The 22,345-nt window shown below is 55.8% G+C and carries 16 protein-coding genes; 9 read left to right on the top strand and 7 right to left on the bottom strand.

Annotation, left to right across the window (positions count from 1 at the left end):
* Positions 1–34 precede the first annotated feature (34 nt).
* The gene (locus tag ACWKWM_RS09015; RefSeq protein ID WP_483845799.1) at positions 35–1,654 is read left to right on the top strand and encodes a class I SAM-dependent methyltransferase; all 1,620 of its coding nucleotides are present in this window, start codon (positions 35–37) and stop codon (positions 1,652–1,654) included.
* Positions 1,654–5,397 carry a glycosyltransferase gene (locus ACWKWM_RS09010; RefSeq protein WP_483845798.1) on the top strand — a complete coding sequence of 1,248 codons (3,744 nt, stop codon included), beginning with the start codon at positions 1,654–1,656 and terminating at the stop codon, positions 5,395–5,397. The genes ACWKWM_RS09015 and ACWKWM_RS09010 overlap by 1 nt, the downstream gene beginning before the upstream one ends.
* A 273-nt stretch (positions 5,398–5,670) precedes the next feature.
* On the opposite strand, the gene ACWKWM_RS09005 is transcribed toward ACWKWM_RS09010, so the two are convergent.
* Positions 5,671–8,202, bottom strand: a complete 2,532-nt coding sequence (locus tag ACWKWM_RS09005; protein ID WP_483845797.1) for an acyltransferase family protein — start codon at positions 8,200–8,202, stop codon at positions 5,671–5,673.
* 413 nt (positions 8,203–8,615) lie between these two features.
* On the opposite strand from ACWKWM_RS09005, the gene gmd reads away from it, so the two are divergent.
* The 3 genes from gmd to ACWKWM_RS08990 all read left to right on the top strand — a co-directional run bounded on the left by gmd (position 8,616) and on the right by ACWKWM_RS08990 (position 11,797).
* The gene (gene gmd, locus ACWKWM_RS09000; protein WP_483845796.1) at positions 8,616–9,647 is read left to right on the top strand and encodes a GDP-mannose 4,6-dehydratase; all 1,032 of its coding nucleotides are present in this window, start codon (positions 8,616–8,618) and stop codon (positions 9,645–9,647) included.
* Positions 9,647–10,543 carry a GDP-mannose 4,6-dehydratase gene (locus ACWKWM_RS08995; RefSeq protein WP_483845795.1) on the top strand — a complete coding sequence of 299 codons (897 nt, stop codon included), beginning with the start codon at positions 9,647–9,649 and terminating at the stop codon, positions 10,541–10,543. Before gmd ends, ACWKWM_RS08995 begins: the two co-directional genes overlap by 1 nt.
* Before the next feature lie 132 nt (positions 10,544–10,675).
* Positions 10,676–11,797 carry a glycosyltransferase family 4 protein gene (locus ACWKWM_RS08990; RefSeq protein WP_483845794.1) on the top strand — a complete coding sequence of 374 codons (1,122 nt, stop codon included), beginning with the start codon at positions 10,676–10,678 and terminating at the stop codon, positions 11,795–11,797.
* Positions 11,798–11,839: 42 nt separating this feature from the next.
* On the opposite strand, the gene rhlE1 is transcribed toward ACWKWM_RS08990, so the two are convergent.
* On the bottom strand, positions 11,840–13,177 hold the full coding sequence (rhlE1, locus tag ACWKWM_RS08985) for an RNA helicase RhlE1 (RefSeq protein WP_483845793.1): 1,338 nt from the start codon (positions 13,175–13,177) through the stop codon (positions 11,840–11,842).
* A 265-nt stretch (positions 13,178–13,442) separates the two neighbouring features.
* Here rhlE1 and ACWKWM_RS08980 point away from each other — a divergent pair, with 265 nt between their 5' ends.
* Positions 13,443–14,225 (top strand): ABC transporter permease, encoded by a 783-nt coding sequence (locus ACWKWM_RS08980; protein WP_483845792.1) that lies wholly within the window; start codon positions 13,443–13,445, stop codon positions 14,223–14,225.
* Positions 14,226–14,227: 2 nt separating this feature from the next.
* A complete protein-coding gene (locus ACWKWM_RS08975; RefSeq protein ID WP_483845791.1) occupies positions 14,228–14,953 on the top strand; it encodes an ABC transporter ATP-binding protein in 726 nt (241 codons plus the stop codon).
* Between the two features lie 44 nt (positions 14,954–14,997).
* Here the strand turns inward: ACWKWM_RS08975 and yedA are convergent, their stop codons facing one another.
* From yedA to ACWKWM_RS08955, 4 genes are all read right to left on the bottom strand, one after another.
* Entirely contained in the window at positions 14,998–15,891 is an 894-nt protein-coding gene (gene yedA, locus ACWKWM_RS08970) for a drug/metabolite exporter YedA (protein WP_483845790.1), read from the bottom strand.
* A 298-nt stretch (positions 15,892–16,189) separates the two neighbouring features.
* Entirely contained in the window at positions 16,190–16,804 is a 615-nt protein-coding gene (locus tag ACWKWM_RS08965; protein WP_483845789.1) for a 3'-5' exonuclease, read from the bottom strand.
* Positions 16,805–16,984: 180 nt separating this feature from the next.
* Positions 16,985–17,464 carry an NYN domain-containing protein gene (locus tag ACWKWM_RS08960; RefSeq protein ID WP_483836370.1) on the bottom strand — a complete coding sequence of 160 codons (480 nt, stop codon included), beginning with the start codon at positions 17,462–17,464 and terminating at the stop codon, positions 16,985–16,987.
* Between the two features lie 265 nt (positions 17,465–17,729).
* On the bottom strand, positions 17,730–18,548 hold the full coding sequence (locus tag ACWKWM_RS08955; RefSeq protein WP_483845788.1) for a DUF2076 domain-containing protein: 819 nt from the start codon (positions 18,546–18,548) through the stop codon (positions 17,730–17,732).
* A gap of 193 nt (positions 18,549–18,741) precedes the next feature.
* Between ACWKWM_RS08955 and ACWKWM_RS08950 the strand changes: the two genes are divergently transcribed.
* Positions 18,742–19,404 carry a YciC family protein gene (locus ACWKWM_RS08950; RefSeq protein ID WP_483845787.1) on the top strand — a complete coding sequence of 221 codons (663 nt, stop codon included), beginning with the start codon at positions 18,742–18,744 and terminating at the stop codon, positions 19,402–19,404.
* 41 nt (positions 19,405–19,445) lie between these two features.
* Entirely contained in the window at positions 19,446–20,525 is a 1,080-nt protein-coding gene (locus ACWKWM_RS08945) for an endonuclease/exonuclease/phosphatase family protein (protein ID WP_483845786.1), read from the top strand.
* Between the two features lie 92 nt (positions 20,526–20,617).
* On the opposite strand, the gene ACWKWM_RS08940 is transcribed toward ACWKWM_RS08945, so the two are convergent.
* On the bottom strand, positions 20,618–22,003 hold the full coding sequence (locus ACWKWM_RS08940) for an MFS transporter (RefSeq protein WP_483845785.1): 1,386 nt from the start codon (positions 22,001–22,003) through the stop codon (positions 20,618–20,620).
* Positions 22,004–22,345: the final 342 nt, after the last annotated feature.

Raw genomic sequence — 22,345 nt, 5'->3', positions numbered from 1 at the left:
GACTGTGGATGAATCAAGAATCAGGGACACGCCCGTGAGCGAATTTTACCGAGCTTTTGAAGACAAACATCGTGGTTCCAGACAGCTCATCCTGGATCGTTTGACGGTGTATAAGCCCTTTATCGAGAAGCTTAGCGAAACCTGGGATCTTGAGATAACAGACCTCGGTTGCGGGCGTGGCGAGTGGCTTGAACTGCTCACATCAATGCCGGTTCGTTGCCACGGCGTGGACCTGGATGGGGAGATGCTGGCCGCGTGCAGACAAAGGGGCTTCACGGTAACCGAAAGTGACGCGATCACTTATCTGAAGGAGCTTCCGGACGCCAGCCAAATGGCCGTCAGTGCGTTCCATTTAGTCGAACATATTCCGTTTGATCAATTGCAGGTCTTAGTGAAAGAGGCAAAACGGGTACTTGTTCCCGGTGGCCTGCTGATACTCGAAACCCCCAACCCGGAAAACCTGATCGTTGGCACGTCCAGTTTTCACATGGACCCTACCCATGTGAACCCGATCCCGCCTCCGCTGTTGCAGTTTCTGCCGGACTACTACGGATATTCGCGTTCAGCGGTATTGAGACTTCAGGAGCCGACGTCGATACAAGACATCGCCCCGATGACACTGATGCACGTCTTTAACGGTGTAAGCCCTGACTACGCAGTAGTTGCACAAACACCTTGCATAGGGGAAATCAGGCCTGATCTTGATGCATTGTTCGCCGCCGACTTCGGTGTAACCCTCGATGGCCTCGCGAACGCATACGAGGGGAGAATCTCCGGTATTGAGGCAGGTACCGTGGCATTGGGGGCGAGCGTTGCGAGCATTAGTGAACATGCCGCCGCCTGCGATACAAGCCTCGCGATACTTCACGAAAATGCCGCTGGCCAAGGCACAAGTCTCTCGATCCTCCACGAAAACGCCGCGGCCCATGGCACAACCCTCGCCGAACTGCAAAACAGGACGGCGGTACATGAATCAGACATTGCCAGCCTTCAAACTGACTCCGTCATCCATCAAACCAGCATCACCGGCCTTGAGGAGCATGCTGTAGCGGACCGCAATGTGCTCGTTGAACTGAAGCAGGAAATCGCGGCTTTGCAACGCAGCCATCAGATTCACTGGGGTAGCCTGGACCTTGAGATCCGCGAGCTTCGCGCCGATAACGCTCGCGTATTACTCGAGATTTCACGAAACGAACAACAGCTCGGCGACATGCATTCATTGGTGCACGCCCAAGAACGGCACATCGCGGTAATTAACCAGCAACTCGACATTGCGCAAAGTCGATTCCACGCCATCAGGATGATTATTCCGTCTCCACTCCTGTCTTCTATCCGATACGTGCGTCTTCAACAGGCTTTGTTAAAGCGCGATGGTTTCAAGAGCAGGGCGAAGTTTCTGGTAAGAAAAGTCGTTTTTTTTGCGATAAGAAAGGTGAGCCCTCATAAGCGTATGAAGCGCGTGGGCGTTTTTACGCTGAAGAAAATGGGGGCGTATGACTTCTTCTATCGGAGATATCACACTTCCGACATTCCGATATTTCGTCCCGCCGTCGACCCAACCGTTAGTTTCGACACTGAAAACCTGTCGGCGCATGCGCAGACAGTTCTAGACAAATTCAAGCTTGCTGAAAAGACCCGGGACAGGACTCAATAATGCGTGTTGTGATTGACTTACAGGGAGCTCAGACAGAAAGTCGGTTCCGTGGTATTGGAAGGTACAGCCTGTCTCTTGCCCTGGCGATCGTCCGCAATCGCGGAATGCACGATATTCATCTGGTACTCAACGGGCTTTTATCAGAATCCATAGAATCCATCAGAGCAGCTTTCGAAGGCTTGCTGCCGATGGAAAACATCCACGTGTGGTACGCCCCTGGCCCGGTAGCTGAAATAGATCAACAGAATCGTGAGCGACGCAAGGCCGCAGAGTTGATCCGAGAAGGCTTCATCGCAAGCCTTAAACCGGACATCATCCATGTGTCGTCTGTGATGGAAGGTTTTCTGGATGATGCGGTAACAAGCATCGGTCGGTTCGACACAAAGACGCCTGTGAGCATTTCCCACTACGACTTGATTCCCCTGCTGAATCCGGCGCAATACCTGAAATTCAATGCGGATTACAAGCAACATTACGTTGGAAAGATTGACGAGTTGCAAAGAGCGTCGTTGATCTTGTCCATTTCGGAGTTCTCGCGGGCCGAAGGCATCGAATACCTTTCTGTCAGTGAAGCCAACTCGATAAACATCTCGACCGCGATTGACGATAACTTTCAAAAGTTGACCATCTCGCCAGATGACGCTTCGGTTTTGCTTCATAACTTCGGCATCGACAGGCCCTACGCGTTTTACACGGGCGGCTCGGACGATCGCAAAAACCTTTCCCGAATGGTGGAGGCTTTCGCCACGCTTCCTGAAACAGCGCGCGGCAAATACCAACTGGTATTCGCTGGGAAAATACCCCAGGTGCATACCACCGATCTCATGGCGATTGGTGAAGCTAACGGTTTGCAGCCTGAGGATATGGTTTTCCTGGGCTACGTAGACGACCAGCAATTGGTAAAACTCTATAACCTTTGCCGCGTGTTCGTCTTCCCGTCATGGCATGAAGGCTTCGGGCTTCCTCCGCTTGAGGCGATGGCTTGCGGTGCCCCGGCGATTGGATCAAGAGTGTCGAGCATCCCCGAAGTCATCGGATGGGACGATGCGCTATTCGACCCCTATGACGTCAGGTCGATCAGCACCAAGCTATTCCAAGCGATGGAGGACGAGGAGTTTCGCACTGCGCTCATTGCCCATGGCATCGAACAATGCAAGTTGTTCACTTGGGACCATTCGGCAATCACCGCGATTGCAGCGTTTGAAAACTTCCTTTCCCGGCGTGTGCCAGAAACCGGAGCGGTTGCTGGGGTTCACAAAAAACGTCTGGCGTTTGTTTCGCCCCTGCCACCCGAGCGTACGGGTATTGCCGGATACGCTGCGGAACTGCTGCCTGAACTCTATAAGCATTACGACATCGATCTGGTGGTGTTTCAAAGCGAAGTGACCGACAAGTGGGCGCTGGCGAATTGCGCAATCCGTGATCCACAGTGGTTGCTGGATAACGTGCGGTCGATTGATCGCGTGGTTTATCAGGTGGGTAACTCGGTATTCCATCACCACATGCTGGAATTGATGCGGCTGGTGCCAGGAACGGTCGTTCTCCATGACTTCTTTTTGAGCGGCCTCAAGGCCTACTTACAAAATGAACGCGTCACCATCAACGCCTGGGATGAAGCTCTTTATCTTTCCCACGGTTATGGGGCGCTGATGGAGAAATACCATGGTCTGACGGATGAAGAGGTCAAGCTCAAATACCCGGTTAACCTCGAGATATTCCAACAGGCGCAGGGAGTCATACTGCACTCTAATTACGCGAAAAATCTGGTACATCAGTGGTACGGGGAAAATCTTGAGGCCAAATGCGATGTTATCCCGCTGCTAAGGCAGCCATCGCCTCCTGTTGACCGCTTGGTATCAAGAGAGCGGACCGGACTGAGCCCTAACGATTTTGTAGTTTGCAGCTTTGGATTTCTTGATCCAACGAAGAAGAACCACTCCTTGCTAGAGGCATGGGTTAATTCTTCGCTGGCCAGCAATCCTCAATGCAAGCTTGTATTCGTAGGCGATATCCATCACATCCCTTACAAAGAACAACTCAACAAACTCATCGCCCGGGCAGCTATTCCGGAAAACATCAAGATCACGGGCTGGGCGGACAACCAAGCCTACGAAGACTATCTGGCCGCCACTGATATCGCGGTTCAACTACGGGACAACTCCCGGGGCGAAACTTCTGCAGCGGTACTCGACTGCATGAATCACGGCGCAGCCGTGATCGTGAACGCCAACGGTTCATTCGCAGAGCTTCACCCTGACGCTACGATAATGCTTGCCGATCATTTTGAAACTGACGAGCTCAAGGACGCGCTGGAACTGTTGTGGACTGACACGAGCGTGCGTGAGCGACTGGGCGCTGCGGGAGCGCAAGTCATACGCACGACGCACTCCCCGCAGGCCTGCGCAAACCAGTACTTCCAAGCGATCGAGAAGTATCATCGAAACAATCGTTATGGCCTGGATGCGTTGCTGCGTCGAGTCGTTGAGAACTCCAGTGATGCCTATCTGGATAATCACCGCGTACGACTGGCAGATTGCCTGTCGCAGAACTTTCCACCTCCGCGCCCCAACAAAATCATCTATCTCGATATCTCCGCGACGTACGCAACCACGCTTCGTACAGGGATAGAACGGGTCGCGATAGCGGTGATGCTGGCGCTGCTCAAAAAAACCGACAGTTCGCTGCGATTCGAGCCGGTGTATCTCAGCAAAACCAATGATGTATGGGGTTACAACACGGCCGTGGACTTTACCATCGAAAATATCGGTGGTCCCGCAGGCCTCATGGGCGATCAGGTGATTACGCCTCAGCAGGGTGACGTTGTCCTGACTCTCGATTGGTCCGACCGTTTGGTACAGGCATACGAGACTGGCTACTTTTCCCACCTGATGAACAATGGTGTAAAGGTATACGCCACGATTTTTGATTTGCTACCTGTTTTATTGCCTCAATACTTCCCGCCTCAAGCGGAGCTTCCGTCACATCGATGGCTACAGGTCACAGCGAAGCTCAATGGTGTGGTCTGTATTTCCCAAGCAGTTGCCGCGGAATATTCCGCGTGGGTCGAGATGCAAGAGGTCAAACAAAAGTCCTTTTCGGTGGACTGGTTCCACCTTGGCGCGGACCTGGCCAGCACGCACTATGATCAGGGGCAGTCTGAAGCGGTTGACGGAAAAGTCGTCGAGCGGCTCAAAGGCAAGCCGACCTTCCTGATGGTTGGCACCATCGAGCCGCGCAAGGGGCATCTTGACGTGCTTAGTTCGTTCACCGAGCTCTGGCGCTCGGGAGTGGATGTGAATCTTGTCATCGTGGGCAAAGAAGGCTGGAAAGGGCTTGACCAAGAGTCACGTCGTAACCTGCCTGACATTATCAAGGCACTGGACGGCCACCCCGAGCGCGAGAAGAGGTTGCTCTGGTTCTCGGACGTCAACGACGCCACCCTGGAAGCTATCTACGCTTCGGCTTCGTGCCTGATATTTGCCAGTGAAGGCGAAGGGTTCGGGCTTCCCATCATTGAAGCCGCACAGAAGGGCTTGCCTATCATCGCACGCGACCTTCCGGTTTTCCGGGAGATTGCCGGTGATCATGCTTACTACTTCCAGGGCGAAGACAGTAGCGCACTGCGTGAATCTATCACGAGCTGGTTGGCGCTATATAAAAACGGTACTCATCCTGAATCATCCGGCATTCAATGGCTGACTTGGGAGCAAAGTGCAGCTCAACTGCTTGAAGTTATCCGGTGAGATCGCATTAAGCCTGGAATCAAGCCGGCTAGCCTGATTGTGTGGACAGGACCCCCTAGGTCCTGTCCACGCATGCCTGAAAATCCTCTGTAGTGAGACTTCTCGGTTAAGACCGTGAAGCGCCAGCCTCAGCGTCGCCGACTACCCTATCCACACTCAAGATCGACCTAAGCCAAGGGTTCCTGGCTTCAGGCCCCAACATTTCAGCCCCAAAAAACCCCGGGATGGCCGGGGTTGATTTTAATCTATGGACGTATGTATTAACCCTACTTGCTACCTGGCGACTGCGGACAGTGCTGCCTGCTGTGAGCCTGAAGGGATGATTTTTATGCTTCCTAACGCGACACCCAGCTTCCTGTCATCACTTGCCCCTTCAAATGCGTGCGGGCTTATGGGCTCAGGAGGGACTATATCGATTGAGCTGGCACTGACTACACCTTTGAATGCCAGCTTATAACTGGCCTGATTCGCGGTCAGGGAAACCTCTCGCACGACCCCTCCTGCAATCAGCTTTACAGGCCTTCCAACATTTGCACCGTAAGCAGAGGCTGTTATCTCAAGCACGAACTCGGACGGCAAACTCTCGGAAAATACCAATTTAGCAGGGCCAAGGTTGGCGTCGGTCCAGCGTCCGAACCCCTCCAGGGCCGAAAATCCGACGATGCTAGACATGTAAGACGGGATGCCGCCGTTACTCAACACATATGGATCCGACATGAGTGATGGAAATTTCCCAAGCCGCGCATTGAAAAACTTCGAAAACGACGGGAGTAGAACCAGATTGCCGTGAGCGCTCAGATGGTCTCCGTCAAAAAACAACGGAACGCCGTTATCAAATGCATTGCACGTTTTATCAGGACACAGGGTTGGTAGCGGGTCCCAGATTTCGACGCCGGGCACTTGCTGGGCTATCGACATCATGGCCTGGATAACAGGCTGTCGGAGCTCTTCGATTTCTTGACGAGAAACTTCAAAACCTTCTTTGCAGATAGGGTTTGCCCGGTCGAACCAGTCAGCACATCGAAGTGGCGGGGCCTTGAACACCGGCTTGGGCGCCTCAAAAACAATGCGAACGCCCTTCTTCGCGAACTCTTGCAGCACCGAAACTGCTGCATCTGTTGCTTTTTTCCGAGCGGCGTCTGCATTCGGCCCCAGTATTTCGGACCTTACCGATTCCTCGCCGAAAAACACCCATTGGTCCACGAATCTTGGAAGCCTGAGTGAGGGCAGGAAAAGAATATCGCCGGCTTTGATACGACTTTGTATGTCATTGATGGCCGATTCCGCATAGCCCTTGCAAATCGGGTTATCTATGTCTCGATGTGGTTGAAAACTAATAAACGGGCATCCGCCATTGTTATAGGAATTAACACGAATAGAATTGATAACCGAAAATTGTTTAAACAGCCCCGTATAGGCCATCGCATGAGAGTCGCCAATGACGTATATGCTCGATTCCTTCAACGGCGCGGGTGTATTACAACCACGCGGGCTATAGCCGAAATACGCACCGCCACCGACAACTCGCAGGTCAGGCCCGGAGGTACAGCCCGGATAGGCTGGATTGGAATCAACTCCCTCTGGATACCAAGTAGAAGCATTTTTACTGACGACGCTTTGTGTCAAATACGCGGAATTGTCAGTGATCGTGCCTGAGAGTGACCACCCGCAGAACACGATGGCAAGGCCCCCTAAGATAACTGCATACTCCGGAGAGCGCCGGACAAAGCGAGAGTATCTCAAGGGTTTTTCGATGAGTGCGTAAGAGGCAATCGCAAGTATGAACGCGACCAGCACGGCCAGCGTTCTTGTTAGCCACGAATCCAAACCACACGTCCAGCGGAATAGCACGAACACTGGCCAGTGCCACAAGTACAAGGAATACGAAATCCGCCCGATAGCGACAAAAAGGGCACTGCCTATAAATCTGTTGACGATATTTTTATAGCCGAGACTGTGCAGGCAAAGAATCGTGCCGGCAGTAGCAGCAACTGCCAGGACCGCGCCAGGCATAGGGAAGCCGACCGGACGAGAGACAACAAAGGCATACAGCAGGATCAAGAAAGATGCACCGCCGGGTATCGCCCGCCAAAGTGCATCTTCACGGGACAGTTTTAGATGGATCGTCTGCGTGCTCACCAGCTGAAATAATAGAACGCCGATGCCTAGTTCCCACAATCTGCCGGGGCTCAGAAAAAAAGCCGCAGTCGGATCTGCGGCGCTTTGCCATGAAGAATAGAAGCCTGAGGCAACAACGCTCGCGCCCAGAAGCGCCGTAGAAACCCAACGGTATCTGCCTCCGGACAACCAGGCAAGAAATAGCAGAGGGAAGACAACGTAGAACTGTTCCTCAACTCCCAGCGACCACGTGTGGGTGTACGGGTTAAATTCAGTCGTTGGCGCGAAATAATCCCGACCAGTCCGGGCAAGGATAAAGTTACTTAAGCCAAAAAATGCGCTTCTGCCGGTCTCCTGATTCACCGCGCTCAGCCAAGACGCTGGAATAAATAACGCAGACGCCAGCGCCGTTATAAGCAAGCAGGCAATCAGTGCGGGAAAAATTCGTTTTATACGTCGCGCATAAAAAAAGGTTAGAAACTGAAATATACCACCTTTAAAATTCGCGACCGATGCGCTAACAACGAATCCTGATATCACAAAGAACACATCAACGCCTACAAATCCACCGGGCAACCAAGCCGCATTCAGGTGATAGACGAGTACAGCTAATACAGCGAATGCGCGAAGCCCATCAATGTAAGGGAAATATTGGTGATGGGCGCTTGTTCCAGGCGAGCCTTGCATTGCTTAATCCTTCAGCGAATTGCTATGCGTGTAAGTATTTGCGACGCCAACTGGCGGAGCATAATTATCCGTGAGGGAGGCAGTGAGTGCCCGTCCATGACACCGCGTATCATCGTATGTTCCGCCGATTTTGTCGACTGATCGCACTCGTCCAAGACCCACCCCACTTGGAATGAAGGGAGGCCGTTGCCTTCTGGGCTGTTGCTCGATTGTGAGAACAGGCCAAATGGACATTAATGCACCTCGGCGCGGATTCAAGCCATGGAGTAGGTTCTCTAGGTGTTACGAGTCTTCGCCCGGATGCCCAGAAGTTTTGTATGCCGGGCACGCGCCGTTGTACCATGCGTGCCTGCTAAAAAAAATTCACTTACCACGCTTATTAGTGGCACTAAAACGGAGTTCAAAGGATCCGCATGAAAGCAATCGTTACCGGCATTACTGGTCAAGACGGCGCCTATCTGGCTGAACTGCTGCTTGGCAAGGGTTACACCGTTTACGGCACCTACCGCCGTACCAGTTCTGTCAATTTCTGGCGGATCGACGAGCTGGGTATCCAGAATCATCCCAATCTGCATCTGGTCGAGTACGACCTGACCGATCTGTCTGCAAGCATCCGTTTGCTGCAAACCACCGAAGCGACCGAGGTTTACAACCTGGCAGCCCAGAGCTTCGTTGGCGTTTCCTTTGATCAGCCTCTGACCACCGCAGAAATCACCGGCCTTGGCGCTGTGAATTTGCTGGAAGCTATCCGCATCGTTAACCCGAAAGTCCGCTTCTACCAGGCGTCGACTTCGGAAATGTTCGGTAAGGTCCAGGCGATCCCTCAGATCGAAAGCACTCCGTTCTACCCGCGCAGCCCGTACGGCGTTGCCAAGCTTTACGCCCACTGGATGACCATCAACTACCGTGAGTCGTACGGTCTGTTCGCGACCAGCGGCATTCTGTTCAACCACGAGTCGCCGCTGCGTGGCCGTGAGTTCGTGACTCGCAAGATCACTGACACTGTTGCCAAGATCAAACTGGGTCTGCAGGACAAGCTTGAACTGGGCAACATGGACGCCAAGCGCGATTGGGGTTTCGCCAAGGAATACGTCGAAGGTATGTGGCGCATGCTGCAAGCCGACGAGCCGGACACCTTCGTACTCGCGACCAACCGCACCGAAACCGTTCGCGATTTCGTGACCATGGCATTCAAGGCCGTTGATATCACCATCAACTGGAGCGGCGAAGCGGAAGGCGAGCAAGGCACTTGCGCAGCGACCGGCAAGGTACTGGTTTCGGTCAATCCGAAGTTCTATCGCCCTACTGAAGTCGACCTGCTGATCGGTAATCCGCTCAAAGCCAAGGAAGTCCTGGGCTGGGAGCCGAAGACCACGCTGGAAGAGCTGTGCCGCATGATGGTTGAAGCGGACATGCGTCGAAATGAAAAAGGATTTTCGTTCTGATGAGTATTGCCGGTAAGCGTGCACTGATAACGGGTATTCAGGGTTTCACAGGGCGCTACATGGCCGCCGAACTTGCAGCCCAGGGCTGTGAAGTGGTGGGCATGGGGAGCCAGCCTTCTGATGAAGCCAATTACCACCAAGCGGATCTCACGGATCTGGCGGGTTTGAGCACGCTACTGGCAGATATTCAACCGGACATCGTTGTTCACCTGGCGGCGCTGGCCTTTGTGGGTCACGGCGCGGCAGAGGCGTTTTATCAAGTCAATCTGATTGGTACGCGCAACTTGCTGGAAGCGATCGCAGCTTGCGGCAAAATGCCTGACAGCGTTTTGCTGGCGAGCAGTGCCAACGTCTATGGCAATGCATCTTCCGGGTTGCTGGACGAGGGCACCGCGCCCGCGCCAGCCAATGACTACGCCGTCAGCAAACTGGCCATGGAATACATGGCCAGCTTGTGGTTCGGTCGGCTGCCAATCATTGTTACCCGCCCCTTTAATTACACCGGTGTTGGCCAAGCGGATAACTTCCTGCTGCCCAAGATCGTTAAGCACTTTCGCGAGAAGGCTGACAAGATCGAACTGGGCAATCTGGACGTCTGGCGTGACTTCAGCGACGTTCGCTCACTGGTAGCAGCTTACCGTGGGCTGCTGGAGGCCAAGCCTTTCGGTCAGTTCGTCAACGTCAGTTCGGGCAAAACCCATTCGCTGCGTGAAGTCATCGACATGTGCCGCACTATCACTGGCCACGACCTGGCTGTTGAGGTGAATCCGGCCTTCGTCCGCGCTAATGAAGTGAAAACCCTGTGTGGCGACAACACCCGCTTGAAGTCGCTGGTCCCGGGCTGGAAAACACCTGAGTTGAGCGAAACACTCAGCTGGATGCTCAACGACGCCTGATCTGGCACTGTAAACCCGAAGGGCAGCGACGCTTTTCGGGCGTACTTTCAGTCCTACCCTCTCCTGCTGCCGTTTGAACGCAGTGCGCCTATCGCCAAGCAGCGGACGCTATCGTTTCGTCAGAGAACCCTGATGACCAAAGTTTTGCACTTCTTCAAAACCTACTTCCCGGAAAGCCGTGGCGGCGGGATCGAGCAGGTGATTTTCCAACTCGCGCAAGGCAGCGCGGCTCACGGCATCGACCCTTCGGTGCTGTATCTGAGCGCGAATGGTTCGGCTCGCAATGAGACGGTCGGCAATCATCGGATTCATCGCTCAAAGCAGGATTTGCACATCGCGTCGACCGGGCTTTCCTGGTCGGGGATCAAAGATTTCAAAGAGCTGGCAGCGCAGGCCGACATCGTCCATTACCACTTTCCGTGGCCCTACATGGACGTCGCGCACTTTGCCACGCGCCTGAAAAAGCCGTCGCTGGTGAGCTACCACTCGGACATCGTCAAACAGAAAACGCTGCTCAAGCTTTACCAGCCGCTGATGAACCGCTTCTTGGGCAGCGTCGATCGGATCGTCGCTTCGTCTCCGAACTATGCTGCGAGCAGTGAAGTGCTGACGCGCTTCAGGGATAAAGTCGAGATCATTCCATATGGTCTGGACCGCGCTACCTACCCCACCCCGTCCCCGACCAAGCTTGCCCACTGGAAACAACAGTTGGGCGAGCGATTCTTCCTGTTTGTCGGCGCCCTGCGTTACTACAAGGGTTTGGACTATTTGCTCGAAGCGGCCCAGCGCACTCAGCTTCCCGTGGTGATCATGGGTGGCGGTCATGAAGAATCAGAGCTCAAGGCGAAGGCCGCCACGCTGGGGCTGACTCACGTCAAATTCGTTGGCGGGTTGCCTGACGACGACAAGAACGCGCTGCTCACGCTGTGTACGGCGTTTGTGTTCCCGTCGCACCTTCGTTCTGAGTCCTTCGGCATTTCACTGCTCGAAGCGGCCATGTATGGCAAGCCGATGATCTCTTGCGAGATCGGCAGTGGCACCACGTTCATCAACATTGCTGACGAGACCGGCCTGGTAGTCCCGCCAAGGGATTCGGCGGCTCTGGCCGATGCGATGACTACGCTCTGGAACGACACTGCGTTGGCAGAGCGGATGGGCGCCAAGGCTGAGCAACGCTACGAAGCGGTATTCACCGCAGAGAAGATGGTGCAGAGCTATGCGGCGTTGTATCGGGACATTCTCGAACGCCACTGACGACATCGGCGCAGGTTTGCTCGCTGCGCCGATCGTATTACCTCAAGGCTTACGCTTGCGCGGTCCGGTATTGAACACCGGCACTTTGCGCACGGGCTTGACCGACGGCGCTTCGGGCGCTGCATCCCCGCTGTCCACCCATTTGCCGAGATTGCGCTTGCCGCCACCACCGCTGTCCTTGGGTTTTTTGGGCTTTTTCGGTTTTTTCTGGATCTGCCCGGTGGCGTCGGTGAGCGGAACACGGTGCTCGGGGACGAAGTCGGGTTCGTCTTTGCGGGTCAGGGTCTGACGGGTCAGCATCTCGATGGCTGAAAGCAGTTCGACTTCATCGGCGCAGACCAGAGAAATCGCTTCGCCGGTCTGCCCCGCACGCCCGGTGCGGCCGATGCGGTGGATGTAATCTTCGGCAACGGTGGGCAGGTCGAGGTTGACCACAGTGGGCAGATCGTTAATGTCCAGACCGCGCGCAGCGACGTCAGTGGCGACCAGAATCTGCACTTCGTTTGCCTTGAAGCGGTCCAGCGCACGCTGGCGTGTCGCTTGCGGCTTATCGCCGTGAATGCCATCAGCGTTGATATTCAGGCCTTGCAGGCGATCGACCAGCTGGTCCACGCCGACACGGGTTTTCGCGAAAACCAGCACCTGGGTCCAGCGCTGCTTTTTCAGCAGGTGAATGAACAGCTCGGCCTTGCGCTTCTTGTCCACCGGCACCACCCACTGCTTGACCGAGGACGCCGCCACGTTGCGCGGGCTGACTTCAATGGTCAGTGGATCGTTGAGCGCCTGCCCGGCCAGTTGGCGAATTTCATCGGAGAACGTGGCCGAGAACAGGAGCGTCTGGCGACGCTTGGGCAGCACCGCGTAAATGCTGCGCAGTTCTTCGGAAAAGCCCAGGTCGAGCATGCGGTCGGCTTCGTCGAGAATGAGCGTCTGCACTTGGGAAAACTTGATGGCGTTCTGCCGAAACAGGTCCAGCAAACGGCCTGGAGTCGCCACCAACACATCCACGCCACGGCGCAGTTTCATCATCTGCGGATTGATGCTGACGCCGCCATACACTGCGTAGGTGGTCAGCGGCAGGTGCTCGGCGTATTGAGCGATGTTCGCGTGAACCTGTTCGGCCAGTTCGCGGGTCGGCACCAGCACCAAGGCACGGATCGAGTTGGAGACTACTTTCGGGCCTTCCATGGTCAGGCGCTGCAGCAGCGGCAAGGCGAAGCCTGCGGTTTTGCCGGTGCCGGTCTGGGCGGCGGCCATCAAGTCACGGCCGGCCAGCACCGAAGGGATCGCCTGCGCCTGAACAGGCGTCGGGGTCTGGTAGCCAAGCGCATCAAGGGCGCGCAGCAAGGGTTCGATCAGGCCGAGAGAGGCGAATGTCATGGGAATACCGTAGGGAAAATGTCAGCGCGTTTTGCAATGGCCGGCAGTTTACCCTTTCTCGGCGGGTTTCTGCTTGCGCCACAGCGGCAAGCCGATATTCGTCAATAGAGAAATAACCTACAAACCACGCTGTAATTTCGCCTATTTCGCATCAATTTTGGCCGGTAGCATCCCTCCCCCTCTGAGCAAACCCGAACGGGCACACCTGCCAACGTCCTGATGCTAGTCATTGGTGACGTGACTTTAGCGAGATTTAATAGTGAGCATGAGAGCTTTTTTTTACCGGGAATTGGCGATATTTGGAGGTGCTTGGCACACTTGGTACTTTCTGGCCTTTCACGACGTTAAAGGGAAATACCGACGCTCCATACTTGGCCCATTCTGGATGACCCTGACTTCACTGTTTTTCATACTAGGACTGGGGTTTGTCTATTCGAAACTCCTTCAGGTTGATATCAAGGAATATTTACCCTATCTGGCCTGCGGATTCATCGCTTGGACGTACATGACTTCATTCGTTAATGAAGGGGCCAACACATTCATTAATTCCGGGCACATCATTAAACAGCTAAACATGCCATTCATGGCCCACATCATGCGTGTGGCATTCCGCAATCTTGTCATTTTTCTACACAGCTGGGTCATCCTGATCCCCCTGATGCTTTGGTATGACTACCTAACGATAAGCGGCCTCCTTTTTTCGATTGTAGGAATTTTACTGGTCACCTTTGCCCTGATTCCGCTGACGACATTGCTGTCAGTGATTTGCGTCAGGTACAGGGATGTGGCGATTATGGTGGCCAGCGGGATGCAACTGCTTTTCTTCGTGACACCCGTGATGTGGCAAGCGCATCAGCTCACAGAGATCAGTCTATTTCTAAAACTCAATCTGTTTGGCTATCTGATCGATCTGATACGAGAACCTATGCTGAACGGTCAGTTCCCGGCCACGTCAGCTGCCGTCGTCCTTTGTGCAGGTGTAGTGCTGTGGGTGGTTGCCTTCTTCGCGCTGTTTCTCAATCGTAAACATATTCCGTACTGGGTGTGATCTTGTCTTATTTAATAGCAGATGCCGTAACTGTCGATTATCCAGTTATGGATATATCGAGCCGATCATTTAAAAAAGATGCATTGTCGTGGGTGACGGGCGGTTTGGTAGGCTCAAACTCGAAGCGTCACGTGACGGTACGCGCGCTAGATAACGTGAGTCTTGCGATTCACAAGGGAGAGAAAATAGGCTTACTGGGGCATAACGGCTCTGGCAAAAGCACCTTTCTCAAGGTAATGGCTCAAGTCTACTGGCCAAGCTTGGGCAGTTTTAAATCCTCCGGACGAGTCACTTCTTTACTTGATCTGACCCTGGGCATGGAAATGGATGCTACGGGGTACGAAAACATCTTTCTTCGAGGTGCTGTCCTGGGAATAAAACCTTCAGAGATCAAAACAGTCATCACAGAAATCGCCGAGTTTTCCGGGCTCGGTGATTATCTGAGACTTCCGATTCGTACCTACTCGTCCGGAATGCTAGTACGACTGGGCTTTTCAATTTCCACGGCGTTTCCTGCCGACATAATCCTCATGGATGAATGGCTCGGCGTCGGGGATGCGCAGTTTCAGGAAGTTGCGAACCAACGCCTGCGCGAGATGACCGCTAACGCGTCGATTCTCGTTCTGGCATCCCACTCCGCCGATCTCATAAATCAAAACTGCGACCGATGCGTTCGTCTTGAACACGGGAAGATCGTCGACGACTTCATGGTCGCAAGCCGGCATTGAACGCCTGATTCGCATTGAGCCAAGCCAGGTTTTGCAGGCTCGATCTAGCGCGGTGACTTCTGCTTGCGCCACTGCGGCAAGCCGATCAGCACCACGGCGCTGATGATGACCGCCATCGCCATGCCTTCTTCAATCCCGATGTGTTCGCCGGCGAACGCGACGCCCAGCATTACGGCCACAGCCGGGTTGACGTAGGCATAACTGGTGGCGGCGGCCGGGCGGACGTTTTTCAGCAGGTACATGTACGAACTGAACGCGACGATCGAGCCGAAGACGACGAGGTAGGCCATGACCAGCCAGCCCGACAGCCCGGGTGATTGAGTCATGCGCTCGCCGCTGAGGTAACTGCCCACCAACATGAGCGCACCAGCGACCAACATTTCGCAAGCGCTAGCCATGGGGCCGGCGGGTAGTGGCAGGTAGCGACTCCACACCGAGCCGAACGCCCAGGTCGCGGCGGCGAAGATCACCAACAACGCGCCCATCGGGCTAGCTTGCAGGTTGGAGCCGAGATTGAGAAGGCCGATCCCGACCAGTCCGAGAAGAATCCCCGCCCATTCCAGCCGCGTATTGCGGTGTCCCCAGAACAGGCCGAATAACAGGGTAAACAGTGGCACCGTGGCGACTGCCAGCGCTGCAACCCCGGACGCAACGCCCGCGTGCTCGGCCAAAGTAACTCCGCCATTGCCGCACGCCAGCAGAAGGAAGCCGATCATCGCCGCTGCTTTCCATTGCTGCCAGGTCGGCATCGGAGCCCCACGCCAGCGCATGAACGCGAACAGGATGGAGCCGGCGATGGTGAAACGAACCCCGGCCATCATTAGCGGCGGCCAGGTTTCGATGCCGATGCGAATCGCGAGATACGTAGAGCCCCAGATGACGTACAGGGCAAAGAAGGCACCGACCAACAACAGGGGGAAACGGCGAGGGGAAGGCATTGAGAAGCTCAGCGTCTATTGTTATGGCCGGACATTCTAGAAACGTTGAGCACTCGGCATCAGCCACACATGCGTTTTATTCGACCCATACACTTTTTGTAGTAAGTGCAGACACAGGCTGTAAATCCCAAGATAAACCGCTCCCACAGGTTATGGGCTCAATCCAAAATCCCGAGCGCGGCTGCAATCCCGTGGGAGCGGACCTGTCCGCGAAGAGGTCGTACAGCCGATGTATTTCCAGCGTCTGATACTCAGCGTTCGCGGACAGGTCCGCTCCCACAAGTTATCGGTTGAGCATTTAAAACCCGCGATGGCGTTTGATGGCTTCGCTGACTTTCTTCGCAGGGACTTTCTGCAGCGAGCACATGAGCTGATGCGAAACACCGCTGATGCCGTGGGTCTGGCGCAGTTCGTTGCTGAGGTGAACGGTGAGGTTGGCGGCCATTTCGGCATCGGCCATGGCCCGGTGAGCCTTACCAGTGTTTGGCAAACCGGCCCAAGTGGTGAGCGTGCCGAGTTTGTGATTGGGTGCCGCGGGCATCAGGCGGCGAGCGAGCAACATGGAGCAGGCAAAGCTCTGCTCGCGGATGCGCTTGATCCGCGACAGCTCGTAATCCCAGAACTTCTGGTCAAACGAGGCGTTGTGCGCCACCAGCGGGGTAAAGCCAACAAACTCGGCCACTTCGTTCATCACCCGATCGGCAGAAGGCGCGGTGCGCAGCATGCTGTTGCTGATGCCGGTCAGGGATTCGATGAACGAGGGGATGCGCACACCGGCGTTCATCAGGCTTTGGTAACGCTCGACGATGCGCCCGTCCTCCATGATCACTACCGCGATCTCGGTGGCGCGGCAGCTGCTACCGGGGGAAATACCGGTGGTTTCAAAGTCGATGACAGCGATGCGTTCCTGCACGGTTTTTTAGCCTTTAACGGTGGTATTTACTGACGTTGAAGATCCGTGGGAGCGGACCTGTCCGCGAATACGTCGGCACTTTCAACACCTATAGTGCGGCGAGCATCGCTTTCGCGGACAGGTCCGCTCCCACAAAGTATGCGCACGCCACAAATCAGGTGGTATCCATTGCGCCAGCATTTAGTTTCTAAGCAACAACCCACCCTCAATCGGCACATACCGGCTGGCGGCGCGAATCAGGGAATTGGCGGTCAGCCCCGGCACGCCATAGGCCACAGCCTCGACGCCATGCTTGCTGATGATGCGCTCGAGCAGCAAGTCGAAGTCGCCATCACCCGACGCAAGGACCACTTCGTCCACATTGGGCGCAACGTCCATGATGTCGATGGTGATACCCACGTCCCAGTCACCCTTGGCCGAGCCGTCGCTGCGCTGGATGTATGGCTTGAGCTTTACGGTAAAACCGAGGTTGCGCAGGATCTGCTGAAACTGCTGCTGCTTGCTGTCACCACGGTCGATGGCATACGCATAGGCTTCGACGATCTGCCCGCGCTGACTGATATCGGCCCACAGGGCGGCATAGTTGAAGTGACAACCGTGGGCCTGGCGCACGGTGTAATAGAGGTTTTGTACGTCGGCGAACACTGCAATTCTTTTCACCGGAACTCCTCGATGCGCTAACGAGCGACAGCGGCCCGAACACCGGACCGGCGCTCAGTATGCCAGTTTGAGGAATTGATTGAAGAACCGAGTGTGGTGCACGCGCAATCGACCGTCGGTGGACCACTACATGTGGGAGCGGACCTGTCCGCGAATACGAGGTACAGACGACATGAATTTATCGAATGTACCCGTCAATTTGCGGACAGGTCCGCTCCCACGGGTAGAGCATCAGCGCCTCGTAGCGTGAGGCGCGCCCAAGCTGTCAAACGAACGAGTCATCGTCATCAAACATTCCGCCGCCGTCGTCATTGCCGTAATCGGTGTCGGCAAAGCCGCCGGAGTCGGTGTTGTTGCCCCAGGAATCATTGCTGGTCACGGTCTGTTGATCGTCATTCCAGCCGCCAGTGCTGCCAGCATCCTGATTGGACGTATCGCTGACGTTCTGCGCGGGCTCTTCCTTGATGATTTCGACGATTTCCTGCGGCTGGCTGTTGTGATTGAATAGGCTGCTGATGCCCTCAGCGAGCATCACACCACCGGCCACACCTGCGGCAGTCTTCAGGGCTCCGCCCAAAAAGCCACTGCCCATCGGCGCGGCGGGCGCTTGCTGCTGCGGCTGGCCGTAATTGCCTTGGGGCGCTGCGCTGTTGTAAGGCGGCGGGCTGCTCGGGCCCGAATCGCGCCAGCCGCCTGCCGATGGCTGGGGCGTGGACGGACGTTGCTGAGAGAACGACGAAGGCTGCTGCGCCTGTGGCTCGCGCGCACCACCGCCAAAAATGCTCGACAGGAAACCGCCGCTCTGCGCAGGCGCTGCTGGCGGCGCCTGCACCTTGCTGCGCTGAAGCTCAGCCTGCAGCTGTTGAATCTGCTCATCACGCTGGCGGCTCTGGGCTTCCAGCTGCTTGATCGCGACTTCCTGCACCAGGATCGATTGCGCCATGTAATAAGGGGCGCCGGGTTGCTGGCCGAGATGTTCCTTGATCCGTGCTTCAGCCTGCGCGTCTCGTGGGGCCGAATCCGTTTCTGCTTGCTTGAGTTTCGCAAACAAGCCGTCGATCAGGGTTTGCTCTTCGCTGTTCATGGCGACCTCGTTAGATTGCCGTTGGAATTCGTGATCCGACCAAATGGTCAGGTACATGCAAGGTAATGGGGCTGTTGTGAGCCGTTTCAATAGGATGTAAAAAAAGTTACCCGGGCTGCAACTGCTCGTCCAATTGGCCCGCTCGCTGGCAAAGCGTTAAAGTGGCGACCTGCTTTTAGCCTGTGATCCGTTCATGAACCCGCTGACCATCCTACGAGACTCCCTTTATTTCTTCCGGCGCAACCTGGCCAGCATCTTGATGCTCTGCCTGCCGCTGGTGATATTGGAGGCGCTGACCAAGCAATTGCTGAGCAACTCGCTGGGGGACAATGCGACCGCAACCTACGAGCTGATCGTCGGGCTGCTGTTTTATCCGTTGTACACCGCGTCGTTGATTCTGTTTCTCGACGCTAAATCGGCGGGCGATGAGCCGCCCAAACGCAATCTGTGGGCCGGTGCATTGCGCTTGTGGCCGACGTTTGCGGTGCTCTCGGCGCTGAGCACACTGTTGATCATGGGCGGCCTATCGCTGTTCATTCTTCCCGGCATCTGGGTGATGATCAAACTGGTTTTTTCCGAGTACCTGCTGGTACTGCGCGGCCTGACGCCGCTGGCCGCCATGCGTGCTAGCTTCATGATGACGCGCGGTCATGTACTGCGTATTTTCGCCTGCGTGATGTGCGTATATCTGCCGCTGTCGGTGCTGGAAGGTTTGAGCTATTACGTGCTGCCTGACCAGCAAAGTCCGTTGCTGTCATTGACGGTGGACAGCATTTCGAGCTTTTTGCAGCTGTTCATCAGCGTGGTGATGTTCCGGCTGTTCATGCTGCTGGATGAGACGTCAGATCGCGCCTGAGCAACTTCGTATCACTGATAATGAGGTGCCAGACCAACCCAATGCCTCGATTAACTCGCTTCGTCCTCATCGTGCTTGTGTTGACGGGTTTTTTCGCAGGCCTGATCTACAACGTGACCTGGCACCCCGCCGCGCACGAACACATGCCGATCAGTTGTAATGCCAAGGACGCTGCCCCACCACAACTGCCGCCTGGGCAGACGCTGAAAGTCATGACCTGGAACATTCAGTATCTGGCGGGCAAGCGCTATGTGTTCTGGTACGACATGGCCGATGGCAGCGGACCGGACGAGCGTCCAACGCCTGAGGACATCGCTTACAACCTCGACGAAGTGGCGCGAGTGATTCGTGACGAACAGCCCGACATCGTGCTGCTGCAGGAGGTCGACGACGGCGCCAAGAACACTGATTACGTCAATCAACTCGCCCTGTTGCAGGCCCGCGTCACCGATCTGCTCCCGTGCAGCACCGAAGCGTTTTACTGGAAGTCGGACTTCATCCCCAACCCGCATATTTTCGGCAGCGTCGGCACCAAGCTCGCAACCCTGAGTCGCTTCCAGCTGGACAAGGCCGAACGCCTGCAACTGCCCTCCCCTGACGGCAATCTGATCGGTCGCCAGTTCGAGCCCAGGCACGCGTTGCTGGTGAGTTATCTGCCAATGACCGACGGCAAGCACCTGGCGGTGGTGAATGCCCATCTGGGTAATTTCCGTCCGGGCGATGACAGTTTGCAGCGGCAAGTGGGTTTCACGGCACACCTGCTCGACTCATTCGAAGGTGCGGGGACGCCATGGATCGCGGGCGGCGATTTCAACATGCTGCCAAAGGGTCAATACCAGCGCATGCCCGAAGCGTTGCGCGGTGAGTACGCGCCGAACAGTGAGTTGAAAACGCTGTGGGACAAATACCCGATGGTGCCGAGCAATGACGATACGAACGGTGAAGAGCGTGGAAGGTGGCTTACCCGCTTCCCCAACGATCCTCGCGTGAGCGGCCCGGATCGCACGCTGGATTATCTGATCTACAGCCCGAGCATCCAGCGCGTCGATGCGCGGGTTCGCCAAGACGACACGATGTTGATCTCCGATCATTTGCCCGTCATTGCGCGCTTCCACCTGTAGAAGCCAGCTTGTTGGCGACGCTGCTGATGCGGCGTGTCAGGCTTGACGCCTCGCGAACAAGTTCGCTCCTACAGGAATGCGTTCCTACAGAATCAATGACGCTGCAACACGCTGGCTCCCGCATCTTTCGGTAGCCTGGCAACGTCGATCAATCCCAAAATCCCCAGCAGCGCGACACCCAGAAAAGCCACCCGGAAATCGGCAGGCAGGGCGTGGATTTCGTGCCCCTGCACGGCCATGGAAACCCGCAGCAGCAACGCGGCGAACGTGACGCCGATGCCCATCGCCAGTTGGAAGAACATGCTGAACAAGGCCGACGCTTCGCTCATTCTCGCCTTGGGTACGTCGGCAAATCCTATGGTGTTGTAGCAGGAGAACTGCATGGAGCGCGAAAGGCCGCCAACGAACAGCACAGCGGCAATCAGCCAGAACGGCGTCTGGGCGGTAAACGCTGCGCACGCCGCAATCGAGACCACGCCGATCACGCCGTTGACCAGCAGCACGTTGCGAAACCCAAAGCGCTGCATGATGGGCGTGGTAAACGGCTTCATCGCCAGGTTGCCGGCAAATACGGCCAACACCAGCGAGCCGGCGTCCACGGGCGACAATCCAAAGCCCACTTGAAACAACAACGGAAGCAAGAATGGCAGTGCGCTGATAGCCAGCCTGAAAAGCGAGCCTCCGTAGATACTGGCGCGGAAGGTCCGGAATTTCATGGGCGTCAATGGCAAAAGCGCGTCTGGACGATTGCGGCAATGACGCACCGCCAGCGCCGAAAACACCACCCCCAGCGCCACCAGCACGGCGCCGGTCAAGAGTGAATTGCCGTCCTGACCGCCCAGCCACTCCAGCCCGCCGAGAATCAGCGCGCAAGCACTCGCCAACAGCACAAAACCCTTACCGTCGAACTTGCGCACATTGCTTTCGCGACCGGGCGGTACTAGCCAAAGCGTGGCGGCCAAGGCAAGGATGCCCAACGGCAGATTGATGTAGAAGATCCAGGGCCACGACGCGTGCGTGACAATCAGCCCGCCCACCAATGGCCCAAGGATGGGCGCCACCAAGCCCGGCCAAGTGATCACGGCGATCATCTTCACCAGATCCTTTTTATCGGTATTGCGCAGCACGGCTAGCCGCCCTACCGGGACCATCAAAGCCCCGCCGACGCCTTGAAACATCCGGGCAAAGACGAACATCTCAAGGTTCTGACTCACGCCGCACAGCAGGGACGCGACGGTAAATATGACGATGGCGCTGGCGAACACCCGCCGAGCCCCGTAGCGATCCGCCACCCAACTCGACAGAGGGATGAAAATGGCGACGGCGATCAGATAAGCGCTGATGCCGATGTTCATGTCGACCGCCGTGACACCAAATCCGGCAGCCATTTTTGGCAGCGCGGTCGCGATGACCGTGGCGTCGAGGTTTTCCATGAAAAACGTCACCGCCACGATCAGCGCGATAAGACGGGTTTGCACACTGACGCCGGACTCGGCGGCGCGTGAATCAGGTGACGTAGGGACAGTCAACTTGAGAGACCTTTTCAAGATGTTGCGAGGGAGGCGGTCACTCTATCTCAATCCAGGCTCACATAAATCCTGTTGCCGCGCGCGGGCGGCGTTCCGACTTGCCCGCGAACCTTTAAATCCGGGCAGAGCGCGTAGGAGCACAGCTCGCTTGCGATCTGCCGTTCACCGGCAGAAAAACCTGCGCACGCGGTTTATCTGATGAACCGAGGCGTCAGGTTTTAGGGCCGCTGCGCGCCCCATCGTTGGCAAGCCAGACTCCTACGCCCTCCGGGCAGAAGCATGAGCCGCGTT

Source organism: Pseudomonas rosaeacicularis, assembly GCF_057128745.1.
The sequence above is the reverse complement of the archived record's forward strand: the minus strand, read 5'-3'. Positions and strand labels throughout refer to the sequence as shown.